Annotated in this window: 17 protein-coding genes; 9 read left to right on the top strand and 8 right to left on the bottom strand. The window is 57.7% G+C overall.

Annotation, left to right across the window (positions count from 1 at the left end):
* Positions 1 to 16 precede the first annotated feature (16 nt).
* The 3 genes from ACR0L4_RS11215 to ACR0L4_RS11205 are packed head-to-tail and all read right to left on the bottom strand — an operon-like array spanning position 17 to position 2,413.
* Positions 17 to 631 (bottom strand): hypothetical protein, encoded by a 615-nt coding sequence (locus ACR0L4_RS11215; protein ID WP_480513226.1) that lies wholly within the window; start codon positions 629 to 631, stop codon positions 17 to 19.
* A 40-nt stretch (positions 632 to 671) separates the two neighbouring features.
* Positions 672 to 1,664, bottom strand: coding sequence for an alpha/beta hydrolase (locus ACR0L4_RS11210; protein ID WP_480512964.1), 993 nt, complete (start codon positions 1,662 to 1,664; stop codon positions 672 to 674).
* Positions 1,664 to 2,413: an alpha/beta hydrolase gene (locus ACR0L4_RS11205; protein WP_480512962.1), complete on the bottom strand. Its 750-nt coding sequence runs from the start codon at positions 2,411 to 2,413 to the stop codon at positions 1,664 to 1,666. Before ACR0L4_RS11205 ends, ACR0L4_RS11210 begins: the two co-directional genes overlap by 1 nt.
* A 252-nt stretch (positions 2,414 to 2,665) precedes the next feature.
* On the opposite strand from ACR0L4_RS11205, the gene thrS reads away from it, so the two are divergent.
* The 5 genes from thrS (at position 2,666) to ACR0L4_RS11180 (ending at position 7,350) form a co-directional block, all read left to right on the top strand.
* The gene (gene thrS, locus ACR0L4_RS11200) at positions 2,666 to 4,624 is read left to right on the top strand and encodes a threonine--tRNA ligase (protein ID WP_480512960.1); all 1,959 of its coding nucleotides are present in this window, start codon (positions 2,666 to 2,668) and stop codon (positions 4,622 to 4,624) included.
* Positions 4,625 to 4,845: 221 nt separating this feature from the next.
* Positions 4,846 to 5,148 (top strand): BufA1 family periplasmic bufferin-type metallophore, encoded by a 303-nt coding sequence (locus ACR0L4_RS11195; RefSeq protein ID WP_170751035.1) that lies wholly within the window; start codon positions 4,846 to 4,848, stop codon positions 5,146 to 5,148.
* Positions 5,149 to 5,219: 71 nt separating this feature from the next.
* Complete coding sequence (gene bufB / locus ACR0L4_RS11190) at positions 5,220 to 6,077, top strand: MNIO family bufferin maturase (protein WP_480512958.1); 858 nt, start codon at positions 5,220 to 5,222, stop codon at positions 6,075 to 6,077.
* A complete protein-coding gene (locus ACR0L4_RS11185; protein WP_480512956.1) occupies positions 6,074 to 6,835 on the top strand; it encodes an HvfC/BufC family peptide modification chaperone in 762 nt (253 codons plus the stop codon). Before bufB ends, ACR0L4_RS11185 begins: the two co-directional genes overlap by 4 nt.
* Positions 6,832 to 7,350, top strand: a complete 519-nt coding sequence (locus tag ACR0L4_RS11180) for a DoxX family protein (protein WP_480512954.1) — start codon at positions 6,832 to 6,834, stop codon at positions 7,348 to 7,350. The genes ACR0L4_RS11185 and ACR0L4_RS11180 overlap by 4 nt, the downstream gene beginning before the upstream one ends.
* 1 nt (position 7,351) lies before the next feature.
* On the opposite strand, the gene ACR0L4_RS11175 is transcribed toward ACR0L4_RS11180, so the two are convergent.
* Complete coding sequence (locus ACR0L4_RS11175) at positions 7,352 to 7,720, bottom strand: hypothetical protein (RefSeq protein ID WP_170751043.1); 369 nt, start codon at positions 7,718 to 7,720, stop codon at positions 7,352 to 7,354.
* A 44-nt stretch (positions 7,721 to 7,764) separates the two neighbouring features.
* A complete protein-coding gene (locus ACR0L4_RS11170) occupies positions 7,765 to 8,079 on the bottom strand; it encodes an ArsC/Spx/MgsR family protein (RefSeq protein WP_170751045.1) in 315 nt (104 codons plus the stop codon).
* Positions 8,080 to 8,292: 213 nt separating this feature from the next.
* Here ACR0L4_RS11170 and ACR0L4_RS11165 point away from each other — a divergent pair, with 213 nt between their 5' ends.
* Entirely contained in the window at positions 8,293 to 8,499 is a 207-nt protein-coding gene (locus ACR0L4_RS11165; RefSeq protein ID WP_008758035.1) for a cold-shock protein, read from the top strand.
* An 86-nt stretch (positions 8,500 to 8,585) separates the two neighbouring features.
* Here ACR0L4_RS11165 and ACR0L4_RS11160 read toward each other — a convergent pair whose 3' ends face one another.
* Together ACR0L4_RS11160 and thyX are read right to left on the bottom strand one after the other, a co-directional pair.
* Positions 8,586 to 8,888 carry a hypothetical protein gene (locus ACR0L4_RS11160; protein ID WP_480512951.1) on the bottom strand — a complete coding sequence of 101 codons (303 nt, stop codon included), beginning with the start codon at positions 8,886 to 8,888 and terminating at the stop codon, positions 8,586 to 8,588.
* A gap of 58 nt (positions 8,889 to 8,946) precedes the next feature.
* Positions 8,947 to 9,858 carry an FAD-dependent thymidylate synthase gene (gene thyX / locus ACR0L4_RS11155; protein ID WP_480512949.1) on the bottom strand — a complete coding sequence of 304 codons (912 nt, stop codon included), beginning with the start codon at positions 9,856 to 9,858 and terminating at the stop codon, positions 8,947 to 8,949.
* Between the two features lie 177 nt (positions 9,859 to 10,035).
* On the opposite strand from thyX, the gene ACR0L4_RS11150 reads away from it, so the two are divergent.
* The 3 genes from ACR0L4_RS11150 to ACR0L4_RS11140 are packed head-to-tail and all read left to right on the top strand — an operon-like array spanning position 10,036 to position 11,872.
* Complete coding sequence (locus tag ACR0L4_RS11150; protein ID WP_170751051.1) at positions 10,036 to 10,464, top strand: VOC family protein; 429 nt, start codon at positions 10,036 to 10,038, stop codon at positions 10,462 to 10,464.
* Positions 10,461 to 11,165 (top strand): DUF1194 domain-containing protein, encoded by a 705-nt coding sequence (locus ACR0L4_RS11145; protein ID WP_480512947.1) that lies wholly within the window; start codon positions 10,461 to 10,463, stop codon positions 11,163 to 11,165. Before ACR0L4_RS11150 ends, ACR0L4_RS11145 begins: the two co-directional genes overlap by 4 nt.
* The gene (locus ACR0L4_RS11140) at positions 11,162 to 11,872 is read left to right on the top strand and encodes a DUF1194 domain-containing protein (protein WP_480512945.1); all 711 of its coding nucleotides are present in this window, start codon (positions 11,162 to 11,164) and stop codon (positions 11,870 to 11,872) included. Before ACR0L4_RS11145 ends, ACR0L4_RS11140 begins: the two co-directional genes overlap by 4 nt.
* On the opposite strand, the gene ACR0L4_RS11135 is transcribed toward ACR0L4_RS11140, so the two are convergent.
* On the bottom strand, positions 11,873 to 12,370 hold the full coding sequence (locus ACR0L4_RS11135; RefSeq protein WP_170751057.1) for a winged helix DNA-binding protein: 498 nt from the start codon (positions 12,368 to 12,370) through the stop codon (positions 11,873 to 11,875).
* Positions 12,371 to 12,398 lie beyond the last annotated feature (28 nt).

Here is a 12,398-nt window from a genome sequence, read left to right as displayed (position 1 = left end):
CCCGGCAAGCAAAACTTTAAGGGTAGGCGATCCCTCTGAACGGCGGGAAATCAGCATAGCGTGCTTGCCGGTCGGTCAGGCTTTCCTCGGGCTCGGCACCTGGTCGCAACAGACATCCACGAGGCGCGATATAGCTGTCGATCCGGCGCCGCGGCGAGGGGCGCCAGACCAGGTTGAACGCGCTGAGTTTTGGGAAAAACCAAATCTCGGAATAGGTCAGATGATCGTGCATCCACCACGCCAGATCACGCCAGTCTCGTCCCTGTGCGTAGCGATCCGCAAACCACGGGATCACAATCGATGCCCCAGCGACCTGCGCCTCGCCTTCGCCCCAATCCCAGATGTGACATTCCAGCGGGTTGTCATTGCGTGCACAGTTCAGCCGGTTTTCATTCCCAAACGCGTTCAGAGAGGGTGACCGATAGCCCGACCGCACGGCGATCCGGCCAAAGGTTTCCTCCAGCGGGTCCAGCAAGATCTGGCAAAAGGCGCTGCCTGTTTCGATCGCGAGGTCGGGATTTTCGGGGATGTTCTGCTTTTGATGAAAATTCCCGATCTCGGAATAGAGAAAATCGCGCATGAAAAAGTGCCGGGACAGGCGGACACGACCCAGGGTCTCAAGGCTCCACATGCTGCCCGGCTTACGCATCGCTATGCCTCTGATCCACAGGTCATTCCACGCCCAGTTTTTTCAGCCATTCCAATATCCCGGTCACTGCGGCATCAGTCTGCCCCGGCGACATCAAGCGACCCGCAATGACATGCGACATGGGGTCATCACCCGGCCCCATCCTCACCAGTTCGACCGTTGCCGGAGCACCCCAGGCCTCGGCCACTTTGTGGGTTTTGTCCGGTCGAACCACCTGATCATCATCCGAAAACCAGAACAGCGCCGGAACCAAGACTTGCGAGAAATCAAGGCCGTAGACCGTTTCGACCAGAACCGTCATCGGCACCACAGCCTCCCATGGGTAAACGGCAGTCCAATATTTGTTCTTCTCGGGATCGGGTCCCGATACATCCCGTTCCGCCCCCATCAGCATCGGCAACCAATCGCGCGCCCAGGGCAGGCCGGGTATGAACGCGCCGGGTGTGTTCACCCCAAAATTGGGGGACACAAACACCATGGCCGCCACATCCTCGCTCAGCTCAGGGTTCAAGGCCGCTGCCGCAGACAGAGTGCCACCGGTCGAAGTTGAGATGACCACAACCTTGTCGCCCACCGCCTTGGCTGCGGCCAACCCTTCGGCCATGTCCTGCATCCAGCCAGAGGCAGTTGCATCCCCCATTGCAGCCCCGTCACGACCGTGCCCTTGCAGACGGGTATAGACCAAATTGGCCCCCAGCGCGTCAGCCACCCGGTCGGGGACCGGACGGATTTCCTCGGAACTTGCCGAGAAACCATGAACATACAATACCGAATACGGCGTGCGTTGTTCCTTAAACCCTTCCTGCCAGATCACGCGCTTTTCGACCCCGGGCACAATGTCGTCAAAGGCGGACTCGGTGCTTTCGAAATAGACCTGAACGCCCTCGCCAAACTTACGTGCGTCAAAAGTCGGGTTGAAATTCACCTCTTCGCGCGGCCCGAACCAGTAGATCAGGGCGCCAACTGCGAGCAGCGCGATCAGGACCCGACCCAGAATCCATCCTAAACGCTGCATCAGCGGCCCCCCATCACGTCCAGAACGGCATCTTCGATCAGCCCCAGACAAGGACCATCCGAGAACCGATGATCCGCTTCCTTGACCAGTAGCAAACGGATGTCCGGCCCGGTGGCATGCTCAAGCAGACGTACGGCTGTCTCGGTCGAAACCGCTGTATCCGCCGTGCCTTGCAGACAGCGTACCGGGAATGGCAGCGTCAAATCATCCCGTAACACCAGCCGTTGCCGCCCGTCTTCGATCATCCGTTTTGTGATGATATATGGCTCCATGTAATCCGAAGGCAGTTCGACATGCCCCACGGTATCCAACGCCGCCTTTTGGGCATCACTGAACGAAGCCCAATATCCATCCTCAGTGAAATCGGGCGCAGCCGCGATTGTGATCATCCCTGCAATCCGGTCCGGCATGGCCTTGGCCAACAGCAGCGCCTGCCACCCGCCCATGGATGACCCGACTACGATCAAAGGCCCCTCGGTCAAGGAGGTCACGGCCGCAATGGTGTCCTGATGCCAATCTCCTATACAACCGTCTGTAAACGCTTCGGAACTCTCTCCGTGGCCGGAATAGTCAAACCGCAAGAAAGCTTGCCCGCGCGCCTGCGCCCAGGCTTCGAGATGCACCGCCTTGGTGCCCTCCATATCCGACTTCAAGCCACCCAGAAAAACGATGGTCGGCCCCGCACCTTCGCTTTTGTGGTAGGCCAATCGCCGCCCCTGCTCTGTCTCCAGAAAACTCGTCGCTGCCATGAAATCCTCGTTTGTGTTTCCGGTATCATGCATGTCACAGCACTGACCGCAATTCCCGGTATTCCCTTTAACTGGTCCGAGAAATCCCGCAAAGCCACCATTGATGCGCCATGGTTTCACGCGGTGCCGGCGGCGAGGCTGACCCCGCGCACGCGCCCTTGACACGCGCACATCCACCTGCCAAACGACCCGAATACCATAACCCGCAACCGGGCGTTCAGTGGGCGCCAAACCGACGAGGAGAGCCAAACCATGGCCCTGGATTCAAAATCCGTCTCACTCACCTTTCCCGATGGCAATGCACGATCCTATGACGCTGGCGTCACGCCTGCGCAGGTAGCGGCCGATATCTCGACCTCGCTGGCGAAGAAAGCCATCTCGGCCACGGTCGACGGCCAGCATTGGGACCTGCAATGGCCCATCAAGGCTGACGCGCAGATCGCCATCCATACCATGAAAGACGAAGATCAGGCCAATGAGCTGATCCGCCACGATCTGGCGCATATCATGGCGCGTGCGGTGCAGGAAATCTGGCCCGACACCAAGGTCACCATCGGCCCCGTTATAGAAAACGGCTGGTACTACGATTTTGACCGGGCCGAGCCGTTCACACCCGAAGACCTCGGGGCCATCGAGAAAAAGATGAAGGAAATCATCAACAAGCGCGACGCTGTGACCACCGAGGTTTGGGACCGTCAGCGCGCGATCGACTTCTACACCGAAAACAACGAGCCCTATAAGGTCGAGCTGATCGACGCCATCCCAGGTGACGAGCCGCTGCGGATGTACTGGCATGGCGAATGGCAGGACCTGTGCCGCGGGCCGCATTTGCAACATACCGGCCAGGTGCCGGGGGACGCGTTCAAGCTGATGTCGATCGCGGGGGCCTATTGGCGCGGCGACAGCGACCGCGCGATGCTGCAGCGCATCTATGGCGTGGCCTTCACCGGCAAGGAAAAGCTCAAGGCGCATCTGCACATGCTGGAAGAGGCCGCCAAGCGCGACCACCGCAAGCTGGGCCGCGAAATGGATCTGTTCCACATGCAGGAAGAGGCCCCCGGTCAGGTGTTTTGGCACCCAAATGGCTGGACCATCTATACCGAACTGCAGGACTATATGCGTCGCAAACAACGCGCAGGCGGCTACAAAGAGATCAATACCCCGCAAGTCGTTGACCGTAAGCTCTGGGAAGCCTCGGGCCACTGGGACAAGTATCAAGAGCACATGTTCATCGTCGAAGTCGAAGAAGAACATGCCAAGGAAAAGGCGGTCAACGCGCTCAAGCCGATGAACTGCCCCTGCCACGTGCAGATTTTCAATCAGGGCCTGAAATCCTATCGCGATCTGCCTTTGCGGCTGGCCGAATTCGGTTCATGCTCGCGCTACGAACCCTCGGGTGCGTTGCACGGCATCATGCGCGTGCGCGGATTCACCCAGGATGACGGGCACATCTTCTGTACCGAAGATCAGATTCAGGATGAATGCGCCAAGTTCATCAATTACCTCGCGGATGTCTATACCGACCTCGGGTTTAAAAAGTTCGAGATCAAGTTCGCCACCCGTCCGGAAAAGCGCGTCGGCAGCGACGAAAGCTGGGATCATGTCGAAGGCGCGCTGGAATCCGCAATCAAAGCCACGGGTCGGGACTTCACTCTGGAACCCGGCGATGGTGCGTTTTACGGACCCAAGCTGGATTTCTATCTGACCGATGCAATCGGCCGTGTCTGGCAGTGCGGTACATTCCAGGTTGACCCGAACCTGCCCGAACGCCTGGGGGCGACCTATATCGCCGCAGATGGCAGCAAGCAGCGCCCCTATATGTTGCACCGTGCCTGCCTGGGCTCGTTCGAGCGGTTCGTCGGCATCATGATCGAAGAACACGCGGGCAAACTGCCCTTCTGGCTGGCCCCGCGTCAGGTTGTTGTTGCCTCGATCACCTCTGATGCAGATGACTACGTCAATGAGGTTGTTTCCGAGCTACAGGCCGCCGGTGTGCGGGCTGAGGCGGATATCCGCAACGAAAAGATCAACTACAAGGTCCGCGAACACTCGGTGGGCAAAGTCCCCGTGATTCTGGCCGTTGGTCATCGTGAAGTCGAAGACCGCACCGTCAGCGTCCGACGACTGGGTGAGAAACAAACACAGGTTCAATCGCTTGAGGCTGTAACAAATGATCTGTCAAAGGCGGCGACCCCGCCTGACCAGCTGTAACATTCGGCGTCATATCGCCCGAAATCCGGCTCCACACACGGGGCCGGATTGAAACATTTTCCATTTTTCAATTCAAAAACAATTTGTTAACCTGCAAGAGGCCATGACAAAGCCTGACGCGCTTGTGAGACACGGCCTCGTGAATTTAACTGTGGCTCACTAGTCGTTACCTTTATCAATGTCACAAGCAGACATACCCAGTCATCAAGAGGATTACCGAGATGTCGAACACAGCCAAATCCCTGGTTATCGCAACCGCAGTCGCAGCCGCCGTGTCGGGTGCTGCCACCACCGCAACCGCTCAGGCCAAAGAAAAGTGCTATGGCGTTTCGCTGGCCGGTCAGAATGACTGTGCGGCAGGCCCCGGCACCACCTGCGCGGGCACCTCGACCGTTGATTATCAGGGCAATGCATGGACTCTGGTCGATGCTGGCACCTGCGCCGATATCGAACTGCCCGCTGAGGCAGACGGCACACCGCGCAAAGGCTCGCTGGAAGAGCTGAAGCGCGACCTGCCGGCATAAGGTCTACCGAATGGTTGAAAGGGGGCGGGCCGCTTCGCCCGCCCCTTTTTTCGCGAGCAAGGAGCTGACATATGCTGGACGACGCACGCAGGTCAAATCGCCTGCCCGCAGCACCGGGTGTTGGGTATAAACCGCAGCATTTCGCGCAGATCCTGGACCAGGCCAAGCCAGTGGCTTGGCTGGAAATCCACGCTGAGAACTACATGGGTGACGGTGGCCGCCCGCTGGCCCAACTGCGTCACCTTTCTGAACAATTTCCAATCTCAGTCCATGGCGTTGGCCTGTCCATTGGTGGCGAGGGCCCGCTGGACAAAGATCATCTGGCGCGACTGAAACATCTGGTCGGGTGGCTGAACCCGGCCAGCTTTTCCGAACATCTGGCCTGGTCGACCCATGACAGTCATTTTCTAAACGACCTTCTGCCTTTGCCCTACACCGACGCCACGTTGACTCGCATCTGTTCGCATATCGATCAGGTGCAGGATACCGTTGGGCAGCAGATGCTGCTCGAGAACCCCTCGAGCTATCTCGCCTTCGAAGAAAGCACGTGGTCCGAGCCAGAGTTTCTGCGTGAGATATCCAAGCGCACTGGTTGCGGCCTGTTGCTGGATGTCAACAACGTCTTCGTCTCGGCCACAAATCTGGATTTCTCGCCTCAGGGCTACATAGACGCCTACCCACTTGAAAAAGTTGGCGAGATTCATCTGGGTGGTCACGATGAGGACGAAGATGACCATGGCAAACCCTTGCTGATCGACAGCCATGGGCGCGCGGTGGTTGACCCGGTCTGGGCACTGCTGGACTACGTACTGGACCGGTCCGGGCCCAAGCCACTGCTGGTCGAGTGGGACACGGATGTTCCCGATTGGCCGGTCTTGCGGGATGAAGCCGTGCGCGCGCAAAAGGCGCTGGAACGGGTCCCGTCATGAGTGTTTCGCAGACAGAGTTCCGTGCCGCCCTGCTGGACGCCTCTGCCCCTGTTCCCAATGGGTTGCTGGATGCCGGCAACCAGCCTGCCGGTCGGCGGTTCAGCGTCTACCGCAACAACGTCGCAGTCTCACTTACCGAAGCTATGCAGCAGGCTTTTCCTGTGATTTCAAAACTGCTGGGTCCGCAAAACATGGATGGTCTGTCGGGTATTTTCCTGCGCCAGCATACTCCGTCCTCGCCGCTGATGATGTTCTATGGCGAAGAATTTCCGGGGTTTCTAGCCGGAATGCCCCAGTTGTCTCACCTGGGCTATCTTGCCGATATAGCCCGGCTGGAACTTGCGCTGCGCCACTCATATCATGCCGCTGACAGCCAAGCCGTCCCTGCGGATGCTCTTGCCGTCGCCCCCGAAGACGTCCTGCGCGCGCGGCTGCAATTTGCCCCAGCGATGCGCGTCATTCGATCGGAATGGCCGATCCATGCGATCTGGCGCTACAACTCTGAACCGGATGCCCCAAAACCCGTCGCTCAGGCCGAAGACGTTCTGATCACCCGTCCCGAATATGATCCTGCTCCGCATTTGCTGCCCCCCGGTGGTGCAAACTGGATCGCGCAACTGGAAGCGGGCGAGACCATCGGCAATGCGTTTGAAAAAACCGCTGCCGACACACCCGAGTTTGACCTTGGAACCACTCTGGCACTGCTTTTGCAGGGCGGTGCAATAACTTCTGTGACTATCGAAAGGCTGGAGACATGACTGCCCTGATCTCAATCCACAACAACGCCTTGGGAAAGGTGGACCACGCCTCGGGGTGGCTGACGCCCACCCTTGCTCGGCTCGTCTTCATTGCAGTGTTGCTGGTCTACTACTGGAACTCGGCAATGCTTAAAATAGACGGTTCGATCTTTTCACCCTCCAGCGGCGCGTTCGGGCAGATTTTCCCAAAAGCGGCCGAAGCGGTGTTGTGGGACGTCTCGAAGATGACCTTTTTCCAGCGCATCGTAATCTTCATCGGCACCGTATCCGAGTTCGTGCTGCCCGCGCTGATTCTGGTCGGCTTGTTCACCCGTTTGGCCGCACTGGGCATGATCGGATTTGTCTGGGTGCAAACAATGGTCGACGTCACGGGCCATGGCGTGAAACTGGGCAATCTGTTCAATGCGGCTCCTGACATCATGGATCAGCGCACCCTGTGGACGTTTCTGTTTCTGGTGCTGGTGGTCAACGGCGCAGGCCCTTTATCGTTGGACCGCCTTTTGCGACTGAAATAGTCTAGAAATGCGCTTTGGGCTCGTCCGGTTTTCCTGCGGCGAGCCCAAACACCCCGGCCACTGCCGCGAAGGCAATGGGGAACATGGTGAAAACGCCAAAGCCAAAGGCGTAATACATTCCCGCCGCAGACGCCAAAAGCAATACACCCGCGATCAACGCCCGCGCATGGGCCATGGCACCACCCGCAATCGCCAGCAACGGCGCCAGTATCGAGGCCGCCTGAATCAGGTCAGGGTTGTCCACCTGTTCGGCAATCCCCTCGATATCGCCAAAATGTTTGATGGCTTCCACGTAGCCATATCCGAAAAACCCAACGATCATACCGATCAAACCGGCGATGACGCCCAAAATCATAGCAGCGTTACGCATAAACGATCCTCAACTGTGCGTGTCAGCAGATAAGCACGCAATCATCAAACACCAAGTGCGGCCCGTGTTTCTGCGGTCCAGCCCAGCCAGAGCGCACCATCTTCTTCGATGAGTGGACGTTTCATCAATGTCGGATGATCAGCCAACAGATTCAGGGGCGGCCGGGCACGTTCGGCCTCATCCAACCCGCGCCACGTCGTGGACCGGGTGTTGAGCAAAGCCTCGCCGAAGGTGGCAAAAGCTTGCGATAGGGTCGCTTTGGGTACGCCATCGCTGCGTACATCTACAAATTCGGCTTCCGGAAGTGATTTCAAAGCCTTACGGCACGTATCACAGGTTTTCAAACCATAAAGGCGCATGTCTGACTGCTCCTGCACTTGTCTGTTTTTTGGGCAAACTTATCAGTTTCCAGCGGTAATTCTTGATTTTTTACTTCACCGTGCAATGTTGAAAAAGACGAAACATGCATATCGGACTGTCTCTGAGACGGAAAACGGTTCGGTGTGTTGCAGCGTCGACCACAGCCCCCACCAATTTGTGGGACAATTCGTAAGTAGAAGGAGACACGGGACATGCCAACCGGCACCGTGAAATGGTTCAATACCACCAAAGGTTATGGGTTTATTGCCCCTGATGAAGGGGGCAAGGATGTCTTTGTTCACATCTCGGCCGTAGAACGATCCGGCCTTACCGGGCTCGCGGACAACCAAAAGGTCTCGTACGAGCTGCAGGACGGACGCGACGGTCGCCAAATGGCGGCTGATTTGAAGCCGTTATAATATTCACCCCGTTGGGCGCGGGGGTCTCGATAATGATTGACGGCCAATTTTCGGCCGTCAGTCGCTCCCCCGAAACGGCATCCGTTTTATCCACGTGTCGGCTTTTCATCGGCATGGGCATGCCAGTCTTGTCCCATCGCAACGATGCATGACGTGCCCGTTGCATAGGTGACAACCATGGTCCAGTCGCCTTGGTCGCTGCTCCAGACTTCCATGATCTGTTCAGGCCCGCGCATACCGGTTGCCACCCGGTGCGCGCCAAATTGCCGGATCAGTTTGTCATGAAGACGTGGCGTCGCCTCGCACAACACTTCGGCGATCGGAGATTTGGCCTGCGCTGGCAAGGCTAGAACAAGACACAAAGAAGCAATACACGAAGCATAAGTCATGAAACCAATGTAACAGCTTCATGACAAAACGTATAGACAAACGATATGCTTTTGGCGATCAGTCCTTGCGGATGACAGCCTCAAACTCGCGCCACTCCCGTGCCGTCATGCCCGAGCTTTCCTGGGTCACGGCTTCACCTGCCAGCATCCGACGCAGGCTGTCGACCATCTGGGCAGACAGGTTGACTGCACCCAGTCGGTAATCTTCGAACGCTTTGTAGGCAAATGGCACCCAGTCGGCAACGATCTTGCACATCATGTCCGCATAGACCCGGATCTCGTACTGGGCATGCGGATCGGCCCGCAGACGCAGGAAGTGGAATAGATTGTGCAGGTCGACCTTCCAGTACCATTGCGTGTAGATATTCGCCGGCAGATTCATCCGCGCCAATTCACGCGCCAAACCCTGCTGCCCGTCCTGGCTGATCATCGTCTCATAGTTGTCATAGCACCGGGCGCTGTCGGCCTTGAGAATCTCCAGTACTTTCGCTGCCTCTTCCCCTTCCAGCGCAGAGCCTCGGCCCTGATTGTTCACTTCGGACTGCGCCGCGACGTGGTCGGGGGCGGGGATGTAGAACTCTCGGTCCAGAATGGAATACCGGGCCGAGTATTCGTTTACATTGGCCGTCCGGTGCCGAATCCACTGACGCGCAACAAAAACCGGTAGTTTGACATGCAGCTTGACCTCGCACATTTCGAACGGGGTCGAATGCCAATGGCGCATCAGGTAGCGGATCAGGCCTTCGTCGTTCTGAACCGATTTGGTGCCCTTGCCGTAGGATACGCGTGCCGCCTGACATATGGCCGCGTCATCACCCATATAGTCAATCACGCGGACAAACCCGTGATCCAGCACCTGGTGGGCCGTATACAAATGGTCTTCCATGCCCGGTGCAACAACGCGGCGAGTGGGATGCGATTGCGCGCGCTGCGCTTCGATCTCGGCCAGTTGGTCGGCAGACAGAGGCATGAATTTTTCCTTTCCAAGAATGAGTCGAGGCCCACTATATATCGCCAATCGCAGCACTGGAACCGCTATATCTGCCGCATGTTCTGTCAGTCTGGAATTCGACCCCGCCGCCCCTCTCGACACGCTCCGCAACCGCGCTAAGCTGCTCAGAAAACAACTGACAAAAGGAAAGCCGAGATGGCGCTGACATATTTGCACACCATGGTCCGGGTGAAGGATCTTGAGAAATCGATGGCGTTTTACGAGTTGCTCGGTTTGAAGGAAACACGTCGCTACGAAAGCGAACAGGGTCGGTTCACTCTGATCTTCATGGCCCCTCCGGGGCAGGAAGATCGCCCGCTTGAACTGACCTACAACTGGGATGGTGATGATGCTCTGCCCAGCGACAGCCGCCATTTCGGGCACCTCGCCTATGGTGTCGACAACATCTATGAAACCTGCCGGCACCTGCAAGACAATGGCGTTGTGATCAACCGTCCGCCGCGTGACGGACGGATGGCATTCATCCGCTCTCCCGACAATATCTCGGTCGAATTGCTACAAAACGGCGAGGCGCTGGAACCTGCGGAACCCTGGACCAGCATGGAGAGCACTGGCCACTGGTGATCCGTGCACTGATAGCATTGGGGTTGGCCGGGTTGGCCAGCCCTGCGCAGGCAGAGGCCTGCCGCCTTGCGCTGGCCTTGGCGCTGGATATCTCGGTTTCAGTCGATCAGGACGAAGACACGTTGCAACGCCAAGGCCTGGCTGCCGCGTTGATTGCACCCGAGGTTCAAGAGGCTTTTTTCTCGTCCCCGATGCCAGTGGCGCTGGCGGTCTATGAGTGGAGCGGTCGGTCCACCCAGCACGTTGTCTTACCTTGGCGAGTAGTCGAAAACGAGGGCGACCTGCTGGCCGCTGCAACGCGGATCAGCCAGTCGAAACGCTCGGATGCCGGGTCTGCTACGGCGATGGGGCATGCGCTGGCGTTTGGGGCGTCTTTGCTGCAGGACGCGCCTGCCTGCCTCTTTCAGACCATCGATCTATCCGGGGACGGTTCGAACAATGATGGCTACGGCCCGCAGATCGCCTACAGGCATTTTCCTTTCGACGATGTTGTGGTGAATGGGCTTGTGATCAATGCCGCCGATTTCGAAGGCGAACTGTTTCTGATTCCCTTTTTCGAAAACAACGTCCTGCACGGGCCAGGTGCCTTTCTCGAAGTCGCACAAGGCTTCGAGGATTTCGAACGCGCCATGCGCCGGAAACTGGAACGGGAGTTGAGCGGCCTGCAGATTGGCGCACTGCAGCGGGCTGAGGGCAGATGATCCGCTGGCTTGCCATTCTGCTATGCGTGTTGGCCGGTCCGGCTACGGCACAGTGTCGGCAGGCGCTGGCGCTGGGACTGGATGTATCCGGGTCGGTGGACAGTTCCGAATACAGGCTCCAGATCAGAGGTTTGGCGGCGGCTCTTGACCGATCTGAAATTCGCAGCCTTGTTTTGTCAATCCCCGCCAACCTCATTCGCCTGTCAGTCTTCGAATGGAGCGAACCCGGGCATCAACGTATGCTGTTGGACTGGACGGAGATTCGCACGAACGCTGACCTTGACCGGATCGTGGCGCAACTGGGTCTCGTCAAACGCAGTGCGTCCCCGCAAGGCACTGCCGTCGGTGCGGCCATGCTCTTTGGCGCGGAACTCCTGTCACAACAAAAGAAGTGCTGGAAACGGACGCTGGATTTGTCCGGGGACGGCAAGCACAATCTTGGTCTTCATCCGCGTACCGCCAAAGCCATGCTGGAAAACACCGGTATGACCATTAACGGGCTGGTCATCGGTGCCGACGATCCGGGCAACGGAGATCGACGCTTCGTCCAGGTTGGCGAACTGTCCGCCTACTACAAAGCATGGGTCATCCTGGGCCCTGACGCTTTCGTCGAAGTCGCGCTGGGGTTCGAAGCCTATGAGGACGCAATGACACGGAAACTGATCCGGGAATTGGACGGGCTGGTTTTCTCGGAAGCCCGCCCTTGATCAGTAAATGTAGCGGATTTGGTCTGTCCAGTACCGCTCGACCCGGCGCAAAGACCCGGTGATATCCTCGATACCCTCCAACCCCAATACACCCCGGTTTTGCAACCCTTCGGCATGGCGTGAGAACAACTCGGAGACGATATCGCGAATCTCACGACCCCTTGGCGTCAGGCGCACCCGTACCGAGCGCCGGTCTATCTCACAGCGCTGGTGGTGCATATAGCCTGTCTCTACCAGCTTCTTGAGATTGTAGCTGACATTGCTGCCTTGGTAGTAACCACGGCTTTTCAACTCACCAGCCGTCACCTCATGATCACCGATATTGAACAGCAACAAGGCCTGTACCGCGTTGATCTCAAGCACACCCACCCGCTCAAACTCATCCTTGATGACGTCCAGCAACAGGCGGTGCAACCGTTCCACAAGGGCCAGCGCCTCAAGATAACTGATCATGAACCCTTTGGCTCCTGACCCGGAAACCTGCATTTCCATACTCATCCGACCCTCCGATTCAGTCGTGTCGTTT

The sequence above is a fragment of the Ruegeria sp. AB5 genome, from assembly GCF_056542645.1.
Note: the sequence above shows the minus strand (reverse complement) of the source record. Positions and strands in the feature narration are given on the sequence as shown.

What these genes read in the sequence shown, in the direction of transcription:
- ACR0L4_RS11215 (WP_480513226.1), bottom strand. Translation starts at nt 631, where the DNA reads ATGTGGAGCCTTGAGACCCTGGGTCGTGTCCGCCTGTCCCGGCACTTT.
- ACR0L4_RS11210 (WP_480512964.1), bottom strand. Translation starts at nt 1,664, where the DNA reads ATGCAGCGTTTAGGATGGATTCTGGGTCGGGTCCTGATCGCGCTGCTC.
- ACR0L4_RS11205 (WP_480512962.1), bottom strand. Translation starts at nt 2,413, where the DNA reads ATGGCAGCGACGAGTTTTCTGGAGACAGAGCAGGGGCGGCGATTGGCC.
- thrS (WP_480512960.1), top strand. Translation starts at nt 2,666, where the DNA reads ATGGCCCTGGATTCAAAATCCGTCTCACTCACCTTTCCCGATGGCAAT.
- ACR0L4_RS11195 (WP_170751035.1), top strand. Translation starts at nt 4,846, where the DNA reads ATGTCGAACACAGCCAAATCCCTGGTTATCGCAACCGCAGTCGCAGCC.
- bufB (WP_480512958.1), top strand. Translation starts at nt 5,220, where the DNA reads ATGCTGGACGACGCACGCAGGTCAAATCGCCTGCCCGCAGCACCGGGT.
- ACR0L4_RS11185 (WP_480512956.1), top strand. Translation starts at nt 6,074, where the DNA reads ATGAGTGTTTCGCAGACAGAGTTCCGTGCCGCCCTGCTGGACGCCTCT.
- ACR0L4_RS11180 (WP_480512954.1), top strand. Translation starts at nt 6,832, where the DNA reads ATGACTGCCCTGATCTCAATCCACAACAACGCCTTGGGAAAGGTGGAC.
- ACR0L4_RS11175 (WP_170751043.1), bottom strand. Translation starts at nt 7,720, where the DNA reads ATGCGTAACGCTGCTATGATTTTGGGCGTCATCGCCGGTTTGATCGGT.
- ACR0L4_RS11170 (WP_170751045.1), bottom strand. Translation starts at nt 8,079, where the DNA reads ATGCGCCTTTATGGTTTGAAAACCTGTGATACGTGCCGTAAGGCTTTG.
- ACR0L4_RS11165 (WP_008758035.1), top strand. Translation starts at nt 8,293, where the DNA reads ATGCCAACCGGCACCGTGAAATGGTTCAATACCACCAAAGGTTATGGG.
- ACR0L4_RS11160 (WP_480512951.1), bottom strand. Translation starts at nt 8,888, where the DNA reads ATGACTTATGCTTCGTGTATTGCTTCTTTGTGTCTTGTTCTAGCCTTG.
- thyX (WP_480512949.1), bottom strand. Translation starts at nt 9,858, where the DNA reads ATGCCTCTGTCTGCCGACCAACTGGCCGAGATCGAAGCGCAGCGCGCG.
- ACR0L4_RS11150 (WP_170751051.1), top strand. Translation starts at nt 10,036, where the DNA reads ATGGCGCTGACATATTTGCACACCATGGTCCGGGTGAAGGATCTTGAG.
- ACR0L4_RS11140 (WP_480512945.1), top strand. Translation starts at nt 11,162, where the DNA reads ATGATCCGCTGGCTTGCCATTCTGCTATGCGTGTTGGCCGGTCCGGCT.
- ACR0L4_RS11135 (WP_170751057.1), bottom strand. Translation starts at nt 12,370, where the DNA reads ATGAGTATGGAAATGCAGGTTTCCGGGTCAGGAGCCAAAGGGTTCATG.